Origin of the sequence: Nesterenkonia aurantiaca (assembly GCF_004364585.1) — a bacterium.
GTDB classification, from domain to species: domain Bacteria; phylum Actinomycetota; class Actinomycetes; order Actinomycetales; family Micrococcaceae; genus Nesterenkonia; species Nesterenkonia aurantiaca.
Genome location: NZ_SOAN01000001.1, coordinates 474,143 through 489,764 on the forward strand (window position 1 = coordinate 474,143; position 15,622 = coordinate 489,764).

The 15,622-nt window shown below is 65.6% G+C and carries 11 protein-coding genes and 3 tRNA genes; 9 read left to right on the forward strand and 5 right to left on the reverse strand.

The genetic code is table 11. The features are described 5' to 3' along the window. The first annotated feature begins 466 nt into the window (after nt 1–466). From EV640_RS02105 to EV640_RS02120, 4 genes are all read left to right on the forward strand, one after another. The gene (locus EV640_RS02105; RefSeq protein WP_133725643.1) at nt 467–4,534 is read left to right on the forward strand and encodes a Pls/PosA family non-ribosomal peptide synthetase; all 4,068 of its coding nucleotides are present in this window, start codon (nt 467–469) and stop codon (nt 4,532–4,534) included. Nucleotides 4,535–4,554: 20 nt separating this feature from the next. Further along, entirely contained in the window at nt 4,555–5,559 is a 1,005-nt protein-coding gene (gene dapA / locus EV640_RS02110; RefSeq protein WP_133725644.1) for a 4-hydroxy-tetrahydrodipicolinate synthase, read from the forward strand. After that, nucleotides 5,556–6,782 carry a heparan-alpha-glucosaminide N-acetyltransferase domain-containing protein gene (locus EV640_RS02115; RefSeq protein ID WP_133725645.1) on the forward strand — a complete coding sequence of 409 codons (1,227 nt, stop codon included), beginning with the start codon at nt 5,556–5,558 and terminating at the stop codon, nt 6,780–6,782. Before dapA ends, EV640_RS02115 begins: the two co-directional genes overlap by 4 nt. Before the next feature lie 102 nt (nt 6,783–6,884). Continuing rightward, entirely contained in the window at nt 6,885–7,088 is a 204-nt protein-coding gene (locus tag EV640_RS02120; RefSeq protein ID WP_036474583.1) for a hypothetical protein, read from the forward strand. A gap of 35 nt (nt 7,089–7,123) precedes the next feature. Here the strand turns inward: EV640_RS02120 and EV640_RS02125 are convergent, their stop codons facing one another. Then, nucleotides 7,124–7,786, reverse strand: coding sequence for a 4'-phosphopantetheinyl transferase superfamily protein (locus tag EV640_RS02125; protein ID WP_166645844.1), 663 nt, complete (start codon nt 7,784–7,786; stop codon nt 7,124–7,126). A gap of 126 nt (nt 7,787–7,912) precedes the next feature. Between EV640_RS02125 and EV640_RS02130 the strand changes: the two genes are divergently transcribed. Beyond that, complete coding sequence (locus EV640_RS02130) at nt 7,913–9,214, forward strand: M1 family metallopeptidase (RefSeq protein ID WP_036474585.1); 1,302 nt, start codon at nt 7,913–7,915, stop codon at nt 9,212–9,214. A gap of 182 nt (nt 9,215–9,396) precedes the next feature. Continuing rightward, entirely contained in the window at nt 9,397–10,332 is a 936-nt protein-coding gene (locus tag EV640_RS02135) for an alpha/beta hydrolase family protein (protein WP_133725647.1), read from the forward strand. A gap of 45 nt (nt 10,333–10,377) precedes the next feature. Here the strand turns inward: EV640_RS02135 and EV640_RS02140 are convergent, their stop codons facing one another. After that, a complete protein-coding gene (locus EV640_RS02140; protein WP_133725648.1) occupies nt 10,378–11,631 on the reverse strand; it encodes a LuxR C-terminal-related transcriptional regulator in 1,254 nt (417 codons plus the stop codon). A gap of 139 nt (nt 11,632–11,770) precedes the next feature. Between EV640_RS02140 and fdhA the strand changes: the two genes are divergently transcribed. Then, nucleotides 11,771–12,988, forward strand: coding sequence for a formaldehyde dehydrogenase, glutathione-independent (gene fdhA, locus EV640_RS02145; RefSeq protein WP_036474586.1), 1,218 nt, complete (start codon nt 11,771–11,773; stop codon nt 12,986–12,988). Between the two features lie 221 nt (nt 12,989–13,209). Here fdhA and EV640_RS02150 read toward each other — a convergent pair. From EV640_RS02150 to EV640_RS02160, 3 genes are all read right to left on the reverse strand, one after another. Continuing rightward, nucleotides 13,210–13,282: transfer RNA gene (locus tag EV640_RS02150), tRNA-Phe, on the reverse strand. A gap of 60 nt (nt 13,283–13,342) precedes the next feature. Beyond that, nucleotides 13,343–13,416 (reverse strand) — tRNA-Asp (locus tag EV640_RS02155). Nucleotides 13,417–13,541: 125 nt separating this feature from the next. Then, nucleotides 13,542–13,614: transfer RNA gene (locus EV640_RS02160), tRNA-Glu, on the reverse strand. 106 nt (nt 13,615–13,720) lie between these two features. Between EV640_RS02160 and EV640_RS02165 the strand changes: the two genes are divergently transcribed. Next, nucleotides 13,721–14,086 (forward strand): metallopeptidase family protein, encoded by a 366-nt coding sequence (locus EV640_RS02165; protein ID WP_051501012.1) that lies wholly within the window; start codon nt 13,721–13,723, stop codon nt 14,084–14,086. A 443-nt stretch (nt 14,087–14,529) separates the two neighbouring features. Next, a partial coding sequence (locus EV640_RS02170) for a hypothetical protein (protein WP_208292155.1) occupies nt 14,530–15,622 on the forward strand: 1,093 nt, incomplete at its 3' end.

Below are 15,622 nucleotides of genomic sequence, written 5' to 3' on the forward strand. Positions count from 1 at the left end.
GACTGGGCGGGCGGGTGTGACCAGCGAGCAGCTTCACGGGGGTGTGGTGCTGAACGGAGGAAGAAACAGGCATAAGAACTCACCTTCCTAGTCCCCTATCGCTTCCGGTGCAAGGATTTCAACCGGGGACGGTCCTTAAGTGCTGAGCCACTAGTAGAGTAGCCCCGCTCACTTTGTTTCCACAAGATGTGATTAAAATCACATTTGAAACTGAGTATTCACCCGGGCATGCGCGCGCTCTCGCGTCGACGCATCCCATGGCCTGAACTCCTCGGCAGGACGCCTGCGCGTCTTCTGACAGAGACCTCCCCGAGTCAGGTGCCGCAGATTCTTTGGCCCTGCGTTGAACGCCGCTCCAGATCCCCGCGTATCCCCTGTTACAACCGATCCGCCATGCGGACCGGGACCCATTGGTCGCGCCTGGAAACGATAGGGGCGTTGACGCTATCCGCCGAAAAGGTGATTCATGGTTCTATATGAAGGCTCGCCGAAGGCCCTCCCCTCGGTGACCCCGGAGCTTGTATCGAAGGCTTCTTCTGTCCCAGTCCGACGCGGAGAGAAATCGGACGAGGTCATTGCACTGACCGCGCCCGCCGGAACTCCGAAGCTCAGTGACCATCGGAGACACCTGGCTCCTTCGACCGCTGTCTACTCCGGCGGGGCTGTTGCGGCCCCTCGCACCCTTTTGGACATCTTCTTCACCACGGTGGACACCTATCCCGACGCGATCGCGCTCGACGACGGCGTCGTCGCGCTGACCTACATGGACTTGCTGGGCCGCATCGAATCGGTGGCGCAGATCCTGCGTGAGTCCGGCGTCGGCACCGGAGACCGGGTGGGCATCCGCGTGCCATCCGGGACGAATGATCTCTACATCGCCGTCCTGGCAGCGATGAACCGTGGTGCGGCCTACGTTCCGGTGGATCACGACGAACCGGAAGAGCGCGCCAACCTGGTCTGGGAAGAGGCCAGCGTGAGCGCCGTGATCGGATCCGGTCTGAACGTGCACCTCCGACCAGAGTCTCCCCCGCACGGGGAATATCATCGCCCCACCGGAGACGACGACGCCTGGATCATCTTCACCTCCGGCTCCACCGGGAAGCCCAAGGGAGTCGCGATCTCGCACCGGTCCGCAGCGGCGTTCGTGGACGCCGAGGCCTCGGTCTACTGCGTAGATGCACCGCTTGGGCCAGGTGATCGAGTGCTTGCCGGACTGTCGGTGGGCTTCGACGCGTCCTGCGAAGAGATGTGGCTGGCCTGGCGCTACGGCGCCTGCCTGGTGCCTGCGCCCCGCGACGTTGTCCGAGCCGGCGAAGACCTCGGACCCTGGATGGCTGCGCGCGGAATCACCGCCATCTCCACCGTGCCGACGCTGGCCGCGATGTGGCCCGCGGAGTCCCTGGACAACATCCGGCTGCTCATCTTCGGTGGAGAGGCCTGCCCACCCGAGCTCGCGGCACGCCTGGCCACCGACGGCCGGGAGGTGTGGAACACCTACGGACCCACCGAGGCCACCGTCGTCTCCACCGCGGCACTGGTCGACGGCGTTACTCCGGTGCGCATCGGGCTTCCGCTGCGCGGGTGGCAGCTGGCAGTGGTGGACGCCGAGGATCAGCCGGTGCCCTGGGGCGAGGTTGGACAGCTTGTGATCGGCGGAGCCGGACTGGGCCGATATCTCGACCCGGAGAAGGACGCCGAGAAGTACGCGCCGATGACCACGCTCGGTTGGCCGCGCGCCTATCGCAGCGGGGATCTGGTGCGGGCCGAGATCGAGGGACTGGTTTTCGTGGGCAGAGCGGATGATCAGGTCAAGCTTGCCGGCCAGCGAATCGAGCTGGGTGAGGTCGATGATGCATTGAGCCACCTGCCGAACGTCGCCGCTGGCGCGAGTGCCGTGCAGACGAGCCCGGACGGCAACGGAATCCTCGCCGGATACCTGGTGCCCGCTGCTGGGCAGGTCATCGACCTGGCCGAGGCCCGCGCCCGACTCAGTGAGCAGCTGCCGGGACGGCTCGTCCCCGCACTTGCGGTGATCGATGAACTGCCGGTGAAGACCTCCGGCAAGGTCGACCGCAAGGCTCTGCCCTGGCCGCTGCCAGCAGACCCGAGCGCGGCGGCCGCTGCGGCCACGCTGCATACCGACTTCGTCTGGCTGGCCGAGAAGTGGACCAGCCTGCTCGGACCGGTGCCCATGAGCGCAGAGAGTGACTTCTTCACCTTGGGCGGCTCCAGCCTGAGCGCCGCCCAGCTGGTCTCGATGCTGCGCAAGCGCTACCCGGATGTCTCGATCGCTGACCTCTACGCCCACCCCACGCTTTCGGCGATGTCCTCACACCTGCGGCAGCTGGATCCGACATCCGCGGTAGAACGAACGACCCGTCCCACGCCGCGATGGACCGGCTTCCTGCAGCTGCCGCTGATCGCGAGCCTCTACGGGATCATCGGCCTGCGCTACGTCACCGGAATCGCCATCGTCTGCCTGGTGCTGTTCCAGATCGGGGAGACCCCGTGGGTTCCGAACCCGCCGCTGGTTCCGACCATCATCGCCTGGGCGGTCCTGTTCAGCCTGCCAGCGCGAGCACTGGCAGCGATCGCCTCCTCCCGACTCCTGCTGTTCCAGGTCAGGCCAGGCATCTATCCACGCGGCGGGCTGGTACACATCCGGCTCTGGGCCGCAGAGCGGATCATGACCTTCTGCCAGCTGGACGGGCTCATGGGCACCCCCATGGCACCAGCATTCGCGCGCGCCCTGGGTGCCGGAGTCGGCAAGGACGTGCACCTGGACGCGCTTCCGCCGGTCACCGGCCTGGCCGCGATCGAGTCGGGGGCGTCCATCGAGCGCGACGTGGACCTCGCCGGGCATTGGCTCGAGGGCGACACCTTGCACATCGGCATCGTACGCATCGGGCAGAACGCCCGCGTGGGCACCAGGACGACCTTGCAGGGCGGCGCCGTGATCGGCGACGACGCAGAGATCGCCCCCGCCAGCGTGGTCACCGGCATGGTCCCGAAGAACGAATACTGGGCAGGCTCGCCGCTGGAGCGGGTCGGCACCTCAGGACAAGACTGGCCGGAATCGACGCAGCAGGAAAGCCCGCACTCCCGCGGCACCGACCTGCTGTACCCGATCGGGCTCGCCCTGCTGGGACTCCTGGCGCTGGCGGCACCGCTGCCCGGCGCAGCCCTCATGTTCTACCTGATCTCCGACTTCGAGGCCCTGGCGCCTGCGCTGTGGACGTTGGCCGCATGGACACCCGTGTTCGTGATCATCACCGTGGTGACATACCTCGGCCTGCTCGCCGGATCCGTCCGTCTGATGGGTCGACTCATGCCTCGAGGCACCCACTCGGTGCACAGCGTTCCCGCCTGGGCCGCCTGGATGTCCGGGCAGCTGATGTCGAAGTCTCTGATCAACATGTACCCGCTCTACAGCAGCATGGCGACCCCGTTCTGGCTGCGCCTGCTGGGCGCACATGTGGGCAAGGACGTGGAAGCTGCCACGGTTGAAACAGTTCCACATCTGACCAGCGTCGGTGACAAGGCGTTCCTGGCCGACCATTCGCTGGTCTCCTCCAAGTATGTGCGTCACGGCTGGCTGCGGCTCGAGAGCGGCAGCGTCGGGCAGAAGGCGTTCCTCGGCAATTCGGCGATCCTCGGTCCAGATCAGAGGATGCCTTCGAACTCGCTGGTCGCCGTGCTCTCCAGCGCACCGAAGAGCATGCCGTCAAACTCCCTGTGGCTCGGCAACCCGCCGATCGAGCTGCCGCGGGCCCCTGAACCCGTCGATGCCTCGCTGACCTACGAGCCCAGCCGCCGGCTCAAGGTCGCCCGCGCCACCGTCGAGCTGTGCCGGATCGTGCCGATGTTCATCACGGCCTGGCTGGCCCTGATCACGGTCTTCGTGCTCTCCACGATATTCGACGCCTATGGCCTCCTGGTCGCGGTGCTGTTCTCCGGACCGGTGCTGCTGGCCAGCGGAATAGTTGCCGCTCTCATCCCGATGGCGGCCAAGTGGCTGCTCATCGGTCGGTTCAAGGCGACCCAGAAGCCGCTGTGGAGCTCCTTCGTCTGGCGCAACGAGCTCGCCGACTGCTTCTCCGAGGCGCTTGCTGTTCCCGGACTGATTCGGATGAGCCTGGGCACCCCGCTGTTGAACCTGTGGCTGCGCGGAATGGGTGCTCGCATCGGCCGCGGCGTCTGGTGTGAGACCTGGTGGCTGCCCGAGTTCGATCTGATCCAGCTCGACAAGTCGGCCACGGTCAACCGCGGCACGGTGCTGCAGACCCACCTGTTCCACGACCGCATCATGCGACTGGACCGCGTCCATTTCGAGGAGGGTTCCTCGCTCGGGCCGAACAGCATCGTGCTCCCCGGAAGCTCCCTGGGTGCCCACGCAAGTGTGGGCGCAGGGTCTCTGGTGATGCGCTCGGAGTCCATCCCGGAGTCCACCACATGGAACGGGAACCCGATCCGGCGGACTCAGGTCAGCGCCGGGACTCGAGAGTCCCTGGCGCCCGCCGGGACGCTTCGTTGAGAACGGAAGAAGGAGACCCGATGGATTCGACACCCGATTTCAGGTTTCGGCTCGCTCCCCCCTTCGGCACCGTGGTGACAGCCATGGTGACGCCCTTCGACCCGTCTGGTCAGCTGGACCTCGATGGCGCCAGGGACCTTGCCGGCTGGCTCACCCGTGACGGTTGGAACGACGGCCTGGTCGTCAACGGCACGACTGGGGAGTCGATCACCACCACCGACGCGGAGAAGACGGCGATGGTCAGCACGGTGGCCGCCGCGGTCGGTGGACGGGCCACGGTGATCGCCGGAGTGGGGGTGGCCGACACCCAGCACAGCATCGACCTGGCGCAGGCTGCTGCGGAGGCCGGCGCCGATGGCCTGCTGGTGGTCGCGCCATATTACTGCCGTCCCAGCCAGGCCGGGCTGCTGCGGCACTTCACCGCAGTCGCAGAGAGCACATCATTGCCCGTGATGCTCTACGACATCCCGAAACGCACCGGGGTCGCGATCAGCCGGGAGACCTTCGCTGCGGCCGCGCAGCACCCGCAGATCGTTGCGGTCAAGGACGCCAAGGGCGATCTGGCATCGAGCTCCTGGGTCATGCGGCACACGGACCTGACCTACTACTCGGGGGACGACATGCTGAACCTGCCGCTGCTCTCGATCGGAGCAACCGGGTTCGTGTCTGTGGTCGGCCACGTCGCCGCCGACCTGCTGCGCCACCTGCAACGCTGTCACCAGCAGGGAAGAACCGTTCAGGCCGCCGGCATCCACCGTCAGCTGCTCGCCATCTATGAGGGCATGTTCCGCGCGCCCGCAGCCGCCTCGGTCAAGGCTGCGTTGGCGATGCAGGGCCTGCCCGGCGGGTCTGTGCGCCTGCCGCTGCTGGATCTCGACGACGCCGAGAGCCGGCAGCTCTCGCTGGACCTGGCGGAGTCCGGGATCCCGGACCGAGTCATGCCGGCTCGAGCCATGGTCTCTGCGGAGGCCACGGTGTACCAGTCCGGCGGCGCACGGCCGGTGCTCAGCCTGAGACTGCCATGAAGGGGACAACCCGAGGTGCCCCAGCCCGCGCCTCGGCCGCCTCGGCCGGGCAGAAGCCCAAGCGCCGCCTGATCGCGGTCGATGCGACTCGAGGTCTCGCGCTGGTCTTCATGGTGGCCATCCATGTTCTTCCGTCCTGGACGCAGAACGGCGGCCCAACCTTCATCTGGTCTGCCTTCTCCGGGGTCGGGGCAACGCTCTTCGCACTGCTGGCAGGCGTGACGCTGGCGTTCCTGACGGGCGGGCGACGCCCGCTGCGGGGCCACGCGATGACCGCCGCGAAGGCGGCGCTCGCCGTGCGGGCGGTGCTGATCGCCGTCCTGGGGCTGCTCCTGGCCTACGCCGACCCGCCGGCCGCCATCATCCTGGTCTACTACGGCGCCATGTTCCTGCTGGCCATCCCACTGCTCCGGCTCTCATTCCGGGCGCTGGTGGCGGTCGCCGTCGGGATCGCGGTGCTGGGCCCGGTGCTGGTCCATCTGACGCAGAACTCGCTGCCGACCCTCGACGGCTACGATCCGACCCTCACCACACTGGTCACGGACCCGATCGCGTTCCTCAGCGTGGTGTTGTTCACCGGCAGCTTCCCCGTCATCCCGTGGCTGGCCTACGTGTGTGCCGGCATGGCGATCGGACGCCTCGATCTGCAGGCGAAATCCACGGCCATCCGACTGTTCATCACCGGTGCCGTTGTCGCCGTCGTCGTCTGGTTGAGCTCGGCGCTGCTGCAGGGCCCGCTGGGCGGCCGCGGTCAGCTGTTCGCGGCGACCCCGTGGTCAGCGGTAGAGATCGAGGAATTCCTCACCTGGGGTCCGCCACCGGACCTCCCGAGCACCACCTGGTGGTGGCTCACCGTCTTGGCCCCCTATACCTCGACGCCGTTCGAGGTCCTGCATTCGCTGGGCATCGCGACGGCCGTGCTGGGAGCGATGCTGCTGCTGGGGCGCTGGGCCGCACGCGTGGTGCAGCCCTTGGCGGCGATCGGCAGCATGACGTTGACGCTGTACTGTGCGCATCTGCTGATGTTGGCCACCGGCATCCTCGCCTATGCGCCATGGGTGTCCTTCATCATTCAGATGCTGGCGGCCACCGGGTTCGCATTGGTCTGGAGACACTTCCAAGGCCCAGGCCCGCTGGAACACGGCATCTCCGTGGCCACCAAGACCGTGCGGGACCGGGTCAGCAACCGCCTGGAAGAGAGGACACCGCTATCAAGACACTGAGCGTCCTGTGATTCTCGGTCCACTAGACTGACGTTCGAGAACCAGGCGCAGCCACGTGTGCGCGCATTCTGTCCTTTGTCTTCCAAGGTGCTGGAGGGGTACGTGCGCAGCAATCGCGACGACGCGGCCAAAGCCTTGTACGAAGAACGCAGAAAGCTGCTCGCCGGCCTGATGATGTCTGAAGCGGAGCCATGGGACGACCTGCCCGAGGATGTGAAGGAACGCTGGCGGGGCAAGACCGAGGGCTCCGGCACCTCCGAGAACCGCGGAGATTCCGGGCCCTGGTCGCAGGGTCGACGGGGCTAGTCGTTCCAGGACGGACTCTGCCTCGACCCGCTGGGTCATCGATCAGGACGACTGATCGGGCCCGGGTTCTCTGCAAGAGCCAGCATCACCAGACCGCTGTCCCGGGCGTTCTCCCCGACCGGGCCCTCGGTCCTGACCTGACCTTCGGTCCCGGTCAGGGCGGCGTTTCCGGTCAGGGTGCGCAGGTCGGTCACCGTGATCTGGTCGTGGCTGAGACAGACCGGCGCTTCCCAGGGCGCGTTCAGCACCACCGCAATGGGCGACAGGCCGCCGCGGCCGGTGTCGAACCCGGTGTGCAGCGACTTGAGCACCGCCTCCTTGCGCACCCAGGCGCGCAGCAGCCAGGCCAGCCGCCGGGCCCTGGCCGCACCCCTCGTCTCACGGAACCACTTCAGCTCCTCGGGCGCCAGAACCACCTCGGCGAACTCGACGGGCTCAGTGACCGACTCCAGGAACGGTCGGACCAGCTCGATGTCGATCCCCAGGGAAGACTCTTCCCCGGGGCCGGCACAGGCCGCTGCGAGGTATCCGTTCGAGCGGGACCTGGAGAGTTCAACCCGGTGTCCGTCGATCCTGGCCTCGGGCACTCCGCCTCGGCGCGGCAGCTCCACCCGGAGCGGGTCCACGCCGTAGGTCCGCGCCACCAGGGCGCGGACGACCGAGTCCGCATCGCGGTCAGCCCCGCACGTCCATTCCACCGACCCACCTCCCGAAACCCGTGTTGAGCGCTGCATGTCATCGAGTCAGCTCATTCTCACACCGCTTCGCGGCGGGCGGGGCCGCAGCCTGGAAATTCGATCTTGTAGAAGGACGCGTGTTTCACCATGAGCCAGCCAGACCCCTACACTCCGACCTCAGGTTCAGCGGAGCTGAAGGTCGAGCACTACGACCTGGATCTCGACTATGAGGTCCGGCCGAACCGACTCACCGGCCACGCAAGGCTCCACGTGCGCGTACTCACAGAGACCTCCAGCATCGAGCTTGATCTGTGCGGCCTGAAGGTCAGCCAGGTGCTCCTCGACGGTACCCAGACCCGGTACAAACAGACCCGCACGAAGCTCGTGCTCCCGGGTCGCTTCGCCACGGACCAGGCGCTCATCATCGACGTGGACTATCGAGGAAAGCCCCGACCGAGGAAGGGCCCGTGGGGCGCCGTCGGCTGGGAGGAACTCAGCGACGGCGCGCTGGTGGCCGGGCAGCCCAATGGGGCAGCCACCTGGTTCCCCTGCAACGACCACCCCAGTGACAAGTCCACCTACCGCTGCAAGGTTGTGCTCGACTCGGACTACACCGCGATCAGCAACGGAGAGCTGCGTCAGGTTACCGCTGAGGGCAGCCGCACGGCCTGGACCTGGGAGTCCGACCGACCGCTGGCGACCTACCTCGCGACGGTCCAGATCGGAGCATACCGGCGCGGTCCGATCGCAGCTGCTGCGCACCCTCCGGCCCGAGTGCCCCTGGGGCTGGCCTGCGGGGAGCACCAGTGGCAGCGGGCGCAGGACGCCCTGGCGAAGCAACATGCGATGTTGACGGTCTTCGAACGAGACTTCGGCGAGTATCCCTTCAGCGCCTACACGGTCGTGGTGACCGACGATGAACTGGAGATTCCGCTTGAATCTCAACCGCTGTCGATCCTGGGGGCGAACCACCTGAGCCCGGGCTGGGACTCCGAGCGCCTGATCGCCCATGAACTCGCCCACCAATGGTTCGGCAACTCCGTGACTCCGCGACTCTGGACCGACATCTGGCTCAATGAAGGTTTTGCCAGCTACGCGGAGTGGCTGTGGTCGGAAGCCTCCGGCCAGCTCGGCGCCGATGCACACGCTCGCGCGGCGCACGACCGGCTGGCCTCGCTGCCTCAGAACATCGTGCTCGCCGATCCCAGCGGACCCGACATGTTCGACGACCGGATCTACCTGCGCGGGGCGCTCACGCTGCACGCACTGCGCATGTTCTCCGGTGAGGAGATGTTCTTCCGGGTGCTGCGCTCATGGACGGCGGAGAATCGATATGGCTCCGTGACCACCGCGGACTTCCTCGACCATGCCGAGCGAGTCACCGGGCAGCCCGCGCGGTCGCTGCTGCATGGCTGGCTGTTCGAGCCGATGCTGCCCGATCTGCGCTGAGTGGAAGATCCATCCTTGATCACGCTGACCCTGGCGCCTTTTCGCTCCCCCGCGACCGAGCATCTCCTAGACTCATGGCAGAGGCCACCCGGGGCGGTGCATGACCCCGATCAGATCCGTCGACAGGAGTCTCCGAAGAAGCATCGGGGCCGACGCACGGCGCAGGCGCAAGGATGACCACTATGACCACGCGTTGGGTGCTGCTGTGCGGACTGCTGGCGGCCGTGCTCGCCGGAGTCCTCGGGCTCTTCGTCATGAGCCTGCTCCTGGGCGAGGACGAGGCCACCGAGACGGAGGAGAATTCCCCGGCCCGGTGTGAGGCCCACGGAATCCTGCCGCCAGACCCGCGCGCTCAGCCCGACCGCGTGACCGGCATCGGCGTTGCCGACGAGTCCGGTGAGCCTGGTGAGTCCGGTGGGCCTGATGGCGCCGCGGAGGCGATCCAGCTTGATCAGGAGTTCACCTCGGGCGACACGACCAGCAGCTACCACCTGTTCACCAGGGGCGTGGACTTCGATGAGCCAGTCGGGGTCGTGGTGAGGCTCCACGGGGACGGCGGCGCTGAGTTCGAGAACCCCGATGGTCTGTTGAACTGTCTCGCCGCAGTCGCCGCGTCCCAGAACATGGTGTTGTTGGCTCCGCTGACGCCGGATGTGCAGGGCGAGGTCACCTGGTGGGAGGACATCTCCACGAACCTTCCGTGGCTGAACGACCTGTTGACCGAACGCGTGACGCAGTCCTTCCCCGTCGATCCTGAGCGGGTCTGGTGGATGGGGTACTCGGGAGGAGCCGAGATGATCACCTATGGCGTGCTTCCCCGGACTCCTGAGGTGGTCACAGGTGGCGCCGTGATGATCGGGGGCGGAGGAGCTCCACAGATAGCCGTGGAAGAACCTAGCGCGGAGCAGCGACTGTCCCTGGACCTGATCTGGGTGACCGGAACATTGGATGACGGCTCGGTCCCCTACGCCCCGTTCGACGCAGTCACAGCCACCCGAGAGGGCTCGGCCTGGTACCGCCAACAGGGATTCGAGCAGGTCAGGGCCGAGTATCCGGAGGGCGAGGATCACTTCTCACTGCAACAGGCTCGGATCCTGGATGAGGCGCTGACACAGTAGCCCACCGGGTCGGGGCTCGGAGATGGTGAACCGGTTCCGGGACTCTCAGGTCTGTTGCTCCGTGAGGAGCGTGGCGATGGCCTCCGCCCGGGACCCGGCCTGCAGCTTGTGCAGGATCCGTGAGATGTGGAACTTCACCGTGTTCTCGCTGATACCCAGCTCTTCAGCGATGGCGCGATTCCGGCTGCCTGAAGCAAGCAGGTTCGCCACCTGCATCTCCCGTGGCCGCAGACCCGCTATGGCGGCCGTGGAGGGTCGAACCAAGGGAGGCTCCAGGGGCAGGACCGCTGAGAGCTCGGCACCCCATCCCGACGTGGAGTTGACCGCCAGCTGGCCTCGGAGGGCATGGATGCGCTGCTGAACGCTCTGCAGCAGAGTCTCGGCATCTGCGGTCCCACCATCACCATCATCCCGAACCTTGACGATCAGGTCGGTCCCGTCGCAGGACCACTGCACGCGCACACGGCTGATCTCGGAGCGCTGCATCCGGCTGAGAATGAACCGGTGGACCACGGCTCTGGCGCCACGGGCCACATCGTCAGGAATCAGATGGTCACCCTCAGGAGGTTCTATGAACTCCAGTTCAACGTGCCAGGACCGCGCGGCGGACCAGAGTTCTTCCTTCAGCCGCGCGAAGGCCAGCGTCACCGACTCTGCCGCCACGGTGTGTGCCTGCTCGGTCATCCCACGAAGTCGCTTCAAGCCCGCGGCGGACCTCGCGATGGCGGCGTCTCGCGCGGAGGCATCGGACAGCTGCCCCGACCTGAGCGGAACGAGGATGCTGTCCAGGGTCGCGGAGTACTCGTCCTTGATCTCGCTCAGCACCTGCAGGCGCAGCCCTGCGGTGGAGCGTGCATGTCGGAGATAGTCGGGGGCGGCTTCATCTGCGCGCTCCTGCACGTGCAGAGCGACGATGTTCCAGATGTCCAGCAGCGGGTCGAGATCCGCCACCGGGCCGGGATCGGTGAGCACCAGGAGCGCACCGTTGCGGGCCACCACCTGGATCGCGGGGCGCCGGGCATCGCCGACGCGCAGTGTGGTTCCGTGCACGCCCTCGACGCCGCCGATCTTGCTCCTGAGCTGATCGAGATCCAGTCCTCGAACCCCGCGCTGGACGGTCGGATCGCCGCAGCACTGGATGCGCCCGCCGCTGGGATCGGCGGTGAGCATGATCAACGCCGAGTGGGCCACCAGTGGGCTCAGCAGATCGGAGAGCCCACGAACGATCAGGCCGAGCGGTGAAGCGAGAACCTCGAAGAGCGGGTGGAGCTGGCCGTCGGGCAGTGTGACGCGTTCCATATTTCTCATCCTACTGACGCGACCTACCCGAAGGTAGAGCTGCGGCCAGCCACAAGGGTCATTGAGAAGACTCACACCCAAATAGAGACTTTAAACATGTGGCGGAATCTTGCCGTCGCGGCCCAAGGAGAGGATAGCAATGTCTACAAACAGTGCAATCGCGTATAAGAGTCCGGGTGTGGTCGAGGTCGTGGATACCCCCTACCCCGAGTTCGAGCTCAGGGATGGACCAGGCGTCAATCCCGCCAACATCGGCCGCAAGGTGCCGCACGGCGCCATTCTCCGGACCGTCGCCACGAATATCTGCGGCTCCGACCAGCACATGGTGCGCGGCCGGACCACCGCCCCTGCAGGCCTCGTGCTCGGACACGAGATCACCGGTGAGGTGATCGAAGTAGGCTCCGATGTTGAGTTCATCAAGGTCGGCGATATCGTCTCGGTGCCGTTCAACATCTCCTGCGGGCGATGCCGCAACTGCAAGGAGCGCAAGACCGGAATCTGTCTCAACGTGAACCCGGACCGCCCGGGCAGCGCCTACGGATACGTGGACATGGGAGGCTGGGTCGGCGGACAGGCGGAGTACGTGCTGACGCCCTACGCCGACTGGAACCTGCTGAAGTTCCCGGACCGGGATCAGGCGCTCGAGAAGATCCTGGATCTGACCATGCTCTCGGACATCTTTCCGACCGGATTCCACGGCGCCTACTCTGCCGGCGTCGGACCAGGATCCACGGTATACATCGCCGGCGCAGGTCCCGTCGGACTCGCCGCCGCGGTCGGAGCACAGCTTCTCGGTGCGGGCGCGGTGATCGTCGGCGACCTCAACGAGGAGCGACTGGCCCAAGCCCGTTCCTTCGGCTGCGAAACCGTCGATGTCTCCAAGGGCGATCCCCGAGACCAGATCGAGCAGATCCTCGGGGTGCCTGAGGTGGAGTGTGGCGTGGATGCGGTCGGCTTCGAGGCACGTGGGCACGGCGCTGATTCAGCGCAGGAGGCCCCGGCAACCGTTCTCAACTCGCTGATGGACCTCACCGAAGCCGGTGGCGCACTCGGCATTCCTGGCCTCTATGTCACCGGAGACCCGGGTGGGATCGATGAGGCCGCCCAGGTAGGGTCCCTCTCGATCCGTCTGGGACTGGGCTGGGCCAAGTCCTTGTCCTTCGCCACCGGACAGTGCCCGGTCATGAAGTACAACCGCCACCTCATGCAGGCGATTCTGCAGGACAAGGTTCAGATCGCCAAGGCCGTCAGCGCCACGGCGATTGCGCTTGAAGACGCGCCGGCTGCCTATGCAGAATTCGATAAGGGCGCGGCGAAGAAGTTCGTGCTCAATCCCAACGGCTACATCAAGAACTGAATCGGCTTCACGGCCCACCGCGCTCGATGATCGAGGTGCAGGGCAGCTGCGATTCAGCGAAGCAGGACGGGGCTCGCCTTCATCAGGAGGTGGGCCCCTTTCGTCTTTGCCAGGTCTTCTAGACTCATGACTCGAAGAAGGCTGGAAGCGGGAAATTGACCCCCAGACACAAGAAAACCCCCGGAAATCCAGGGGTTTTCTTTCCCGCTAGGGGGTAAAGGTGGCTCCGACCGGCGTCGATCCGGTGACCTTTCGATTTTCAGTCGAACGCTCTACCAACTGAGCTACAGAGCCATGATCGCCAACTGAGCGACGACTCGCTCTCCGACCAGATTCTCTGTACAGAGAGTGAAGCGACCCTGACGGGACTTGAACCCGCGACCTCCGCCGTGACAGGGCGGCGCGCTAACCAACTGCGCTACAGGGCCTTGCTTTGTGCCGCTTGGCACAGGGAGAAACTTTACCAGTCTCACCCCTGTTGCACAAAATCCCGCTTCCGCGAGCTTCGAACAACGATCTGCGGCTTGTCACCGCAGACTCCGTTTCACCGGAGTACCCCCAACGGGATTCGAACCCGTGCCGCCGCCGTGAAAGGGCGGTGTCCTAGGCCGCTAGACGATGGGGGCCCGATCCCTTATGGGAACCTCTAAAAGTTTAGGTCCAGCGACCTCACAGAGCAAATCCGCCGGCGGCGCTCCCGGCACCAGGAGTGAGTCTCCTTAGGATGGGACCATGCCCTTTCCCATGAGCGACGAGGAGTTCGACGCCGCCACCATAGAGGCGCTGGACAGCATTCCCGCGGATCTGTCCGGTCAGCTCGAGAATGTGGCGGTCTTCGTAGAGGACCGGTACGAGCCCCAGCCCTGGGAGGACCCTTCCACGGTGCTGCTAGGGCTCTACGAGGGCGTCCCGCTCACCGAGCGCGGCGGAGAGGGTTGGTCCATGCCGGATCACATCACCCTATATAAGGAGTCGATCCTGGCGATGTGCGAGTCCCGCGAGGACGTGATCACCCAGGTGACCATCACGGTGGTCCACGAAGTGGCGCACTTCTTTGGCATCGATGACGAAACCCTGCATCGCCTCGGCTGGGGATGAAAACTGCTGATTCGCAGGATTTACTGATGCCGATAACCCATTAGCACAGTCTCATTGCAATGTCCGGGAGGCTCAACCTTCAACCTACTTGAAGGTTGAGCCTAAGCCTTTATGCCTTTGCAGCCCCGGAATGACAGGGAAGTAGCCCTCACAGCTTGATCACAGGAACGACACGACCTGTTGCCAAGATGACAAATCCACAACTATCGTTACCGGCGTAGCGCCAAAAGGCTCGAATCGCGTTTCCCATCGTTTCGCTTCGGCCTCTGGATCACACGGCTATCACTGCAGGGCGATCTTCTTTTTGATTGAGGGCATTAAAACCGTCTTTCCTCAAGTCCGCCTGGCCACGTGAGTCCAAGAGCTGAGGCACCGCGATTCGAACCTTGCCCCATGAGACGGGCTGCGGCGCTTCCCCAGTGAGGACTAAGTGAGGATCTACCGTGAAATACCGTCGCAATCTTGCGGTGGCCGCAGTTACTGCCGCCGTCGTGACGACAGCGCTGGTCGGGACAACGCTCCCCGATCTGGTGGCCGATCGTGCCGCCAATGCCGTCGAACAGAATGACAAGAATTCCGCAGACTCAGTCTCTCTGACTGAGCTTCCTGCGGTCCCTTCTGCCAAAGAGATCTCTACGGCCCGGGACTCATCCCAGGCGACAGAACAGATGATCGATGAGATCTCGGACCGCATCTCCCAGGCCAGCCAGCGTGCACTGGAGCTGGAATCCGCCATGCAGGAGGAGCACCAGGCCGCCGTTCAGGCTCAGGTCGACGCCGATGAGGCTTCGGCTGCAGCCGACGAGGCCCGCGCCGCCGCCGAGGAGACTCAGGCGGCTGCCGTGGAGCAGCACCAGGAGCCCGAGACCTCCGTCGCGGAGGTCCTGCTCACTGAAGAGGACAGCCTCGCTGATGCCGCGACGGACACCCGGCTCCAGGAACAGGCCGAACAGAACGCCATCGACGCAGAGCAGGAGGCCGCTGAGGCCGAGAGCCTGGCCGAACAGGCTCGCCAGAACTCCACCAGCGCTGCCGAAGCGAGCGAGAATGCTGAACGCGCCACCGAGACCACCCGCACCGATGTCGAACAGGTCGGCGAGACGCTCCAGGGGCTCCTCGAGAACCTGATGGAGCTCGAGGGCTGGGAAGGCGATCTGCAGAGCTTCTTCGAGCAGATCCTGGGCAACAGCGAGTTCATCGACGAGAACGGCGAGGTCGATAACGAGCAGCTGAGCTACCGGATCACCGCGCTTCGTGCAGATGCCGAGCAGGCTCGCATCACTGATGAGGCCGCCGAGGCTGCAGCCGAGGCTGAGGAGGCCGCCGCCGCTGAAGCCGCCGAGGCAGAGGCAGCAGCAGCCGAAGCCGCTGAAGAAGAAGCAGCCGAGGGAGCCGCCGCCGAGCAGGCAGCAGCAGCCGAAGCAGCCGCCGCTGAGGAAGCCGCCGCCGAGCAGGCAGCAGCAGCCGAAGCAGCCGCCGCTGAGGAAGCCGCCGCCGAGCAGGCAGCAGCAGCCGAAGCAGCCGCCGCTGAGGAAG

Excerpts from the sequence above, each read along its gene's own strand:
- EV640_RS02105 (WP_133725643.1), top strand. The coding sequence starts at position 467 with ATGGTTCTATATGAAGGCTCGCCGAAGGCCCTCCCCTCGGTGACCCCG.
- dapA (WP_133725644.1), top strand. The coding sequence starts at position 4,555 with ATGGATTCGACACCCGATTTCAGGTTTCGGCTCGCTCCCCCCTTCGGC.
- EV640_RS02115 (WP_133725645.1), top strand. The coding sequence starts at position 5,556 with ATGAAGGGGACAACCCGAGGTGCCCCAGCCCGCGCCTCGGCCGCCTCG.
- EV640_RS02130 (WP_036474585.1), top strand. The coding sequence starts at position 7,913 with ATGAGCCAGCCAGACCCCTACACTCCGACCTCAGGTTCAGCGGAGCTG.
- EV640_RS02135 (WP_133725647.1), top strand. The coding sequence starts at position 9,397 with ATGACCACGCGTTGGGTGCTGCTGTGCGGACTGCTGGCGGCCGTGCTC.
- EV640_RS02140 (WP_133725648.1), bottom strand. The coding sequence starts at position 11,631 with ATGGAACGCGTCACACTGCCCGACGGCCAGCTCCACCCGCTCTTCGAG.
- fdhA (WP_036474586.1), top strand. The coding sequence starts at position 11,771 with ATGTCTACAAACAGTGCAATCGCGTATAAGAGTCCGGGTGTGGTCGAG.
- EV640_RS02165 (WP_051501012.1), top strand. The coding sequence starts at position 13,721 with ATGCCCTTTCCCATGAGCGACGAGGAGTTCGACGCCGCCACCATAGAG.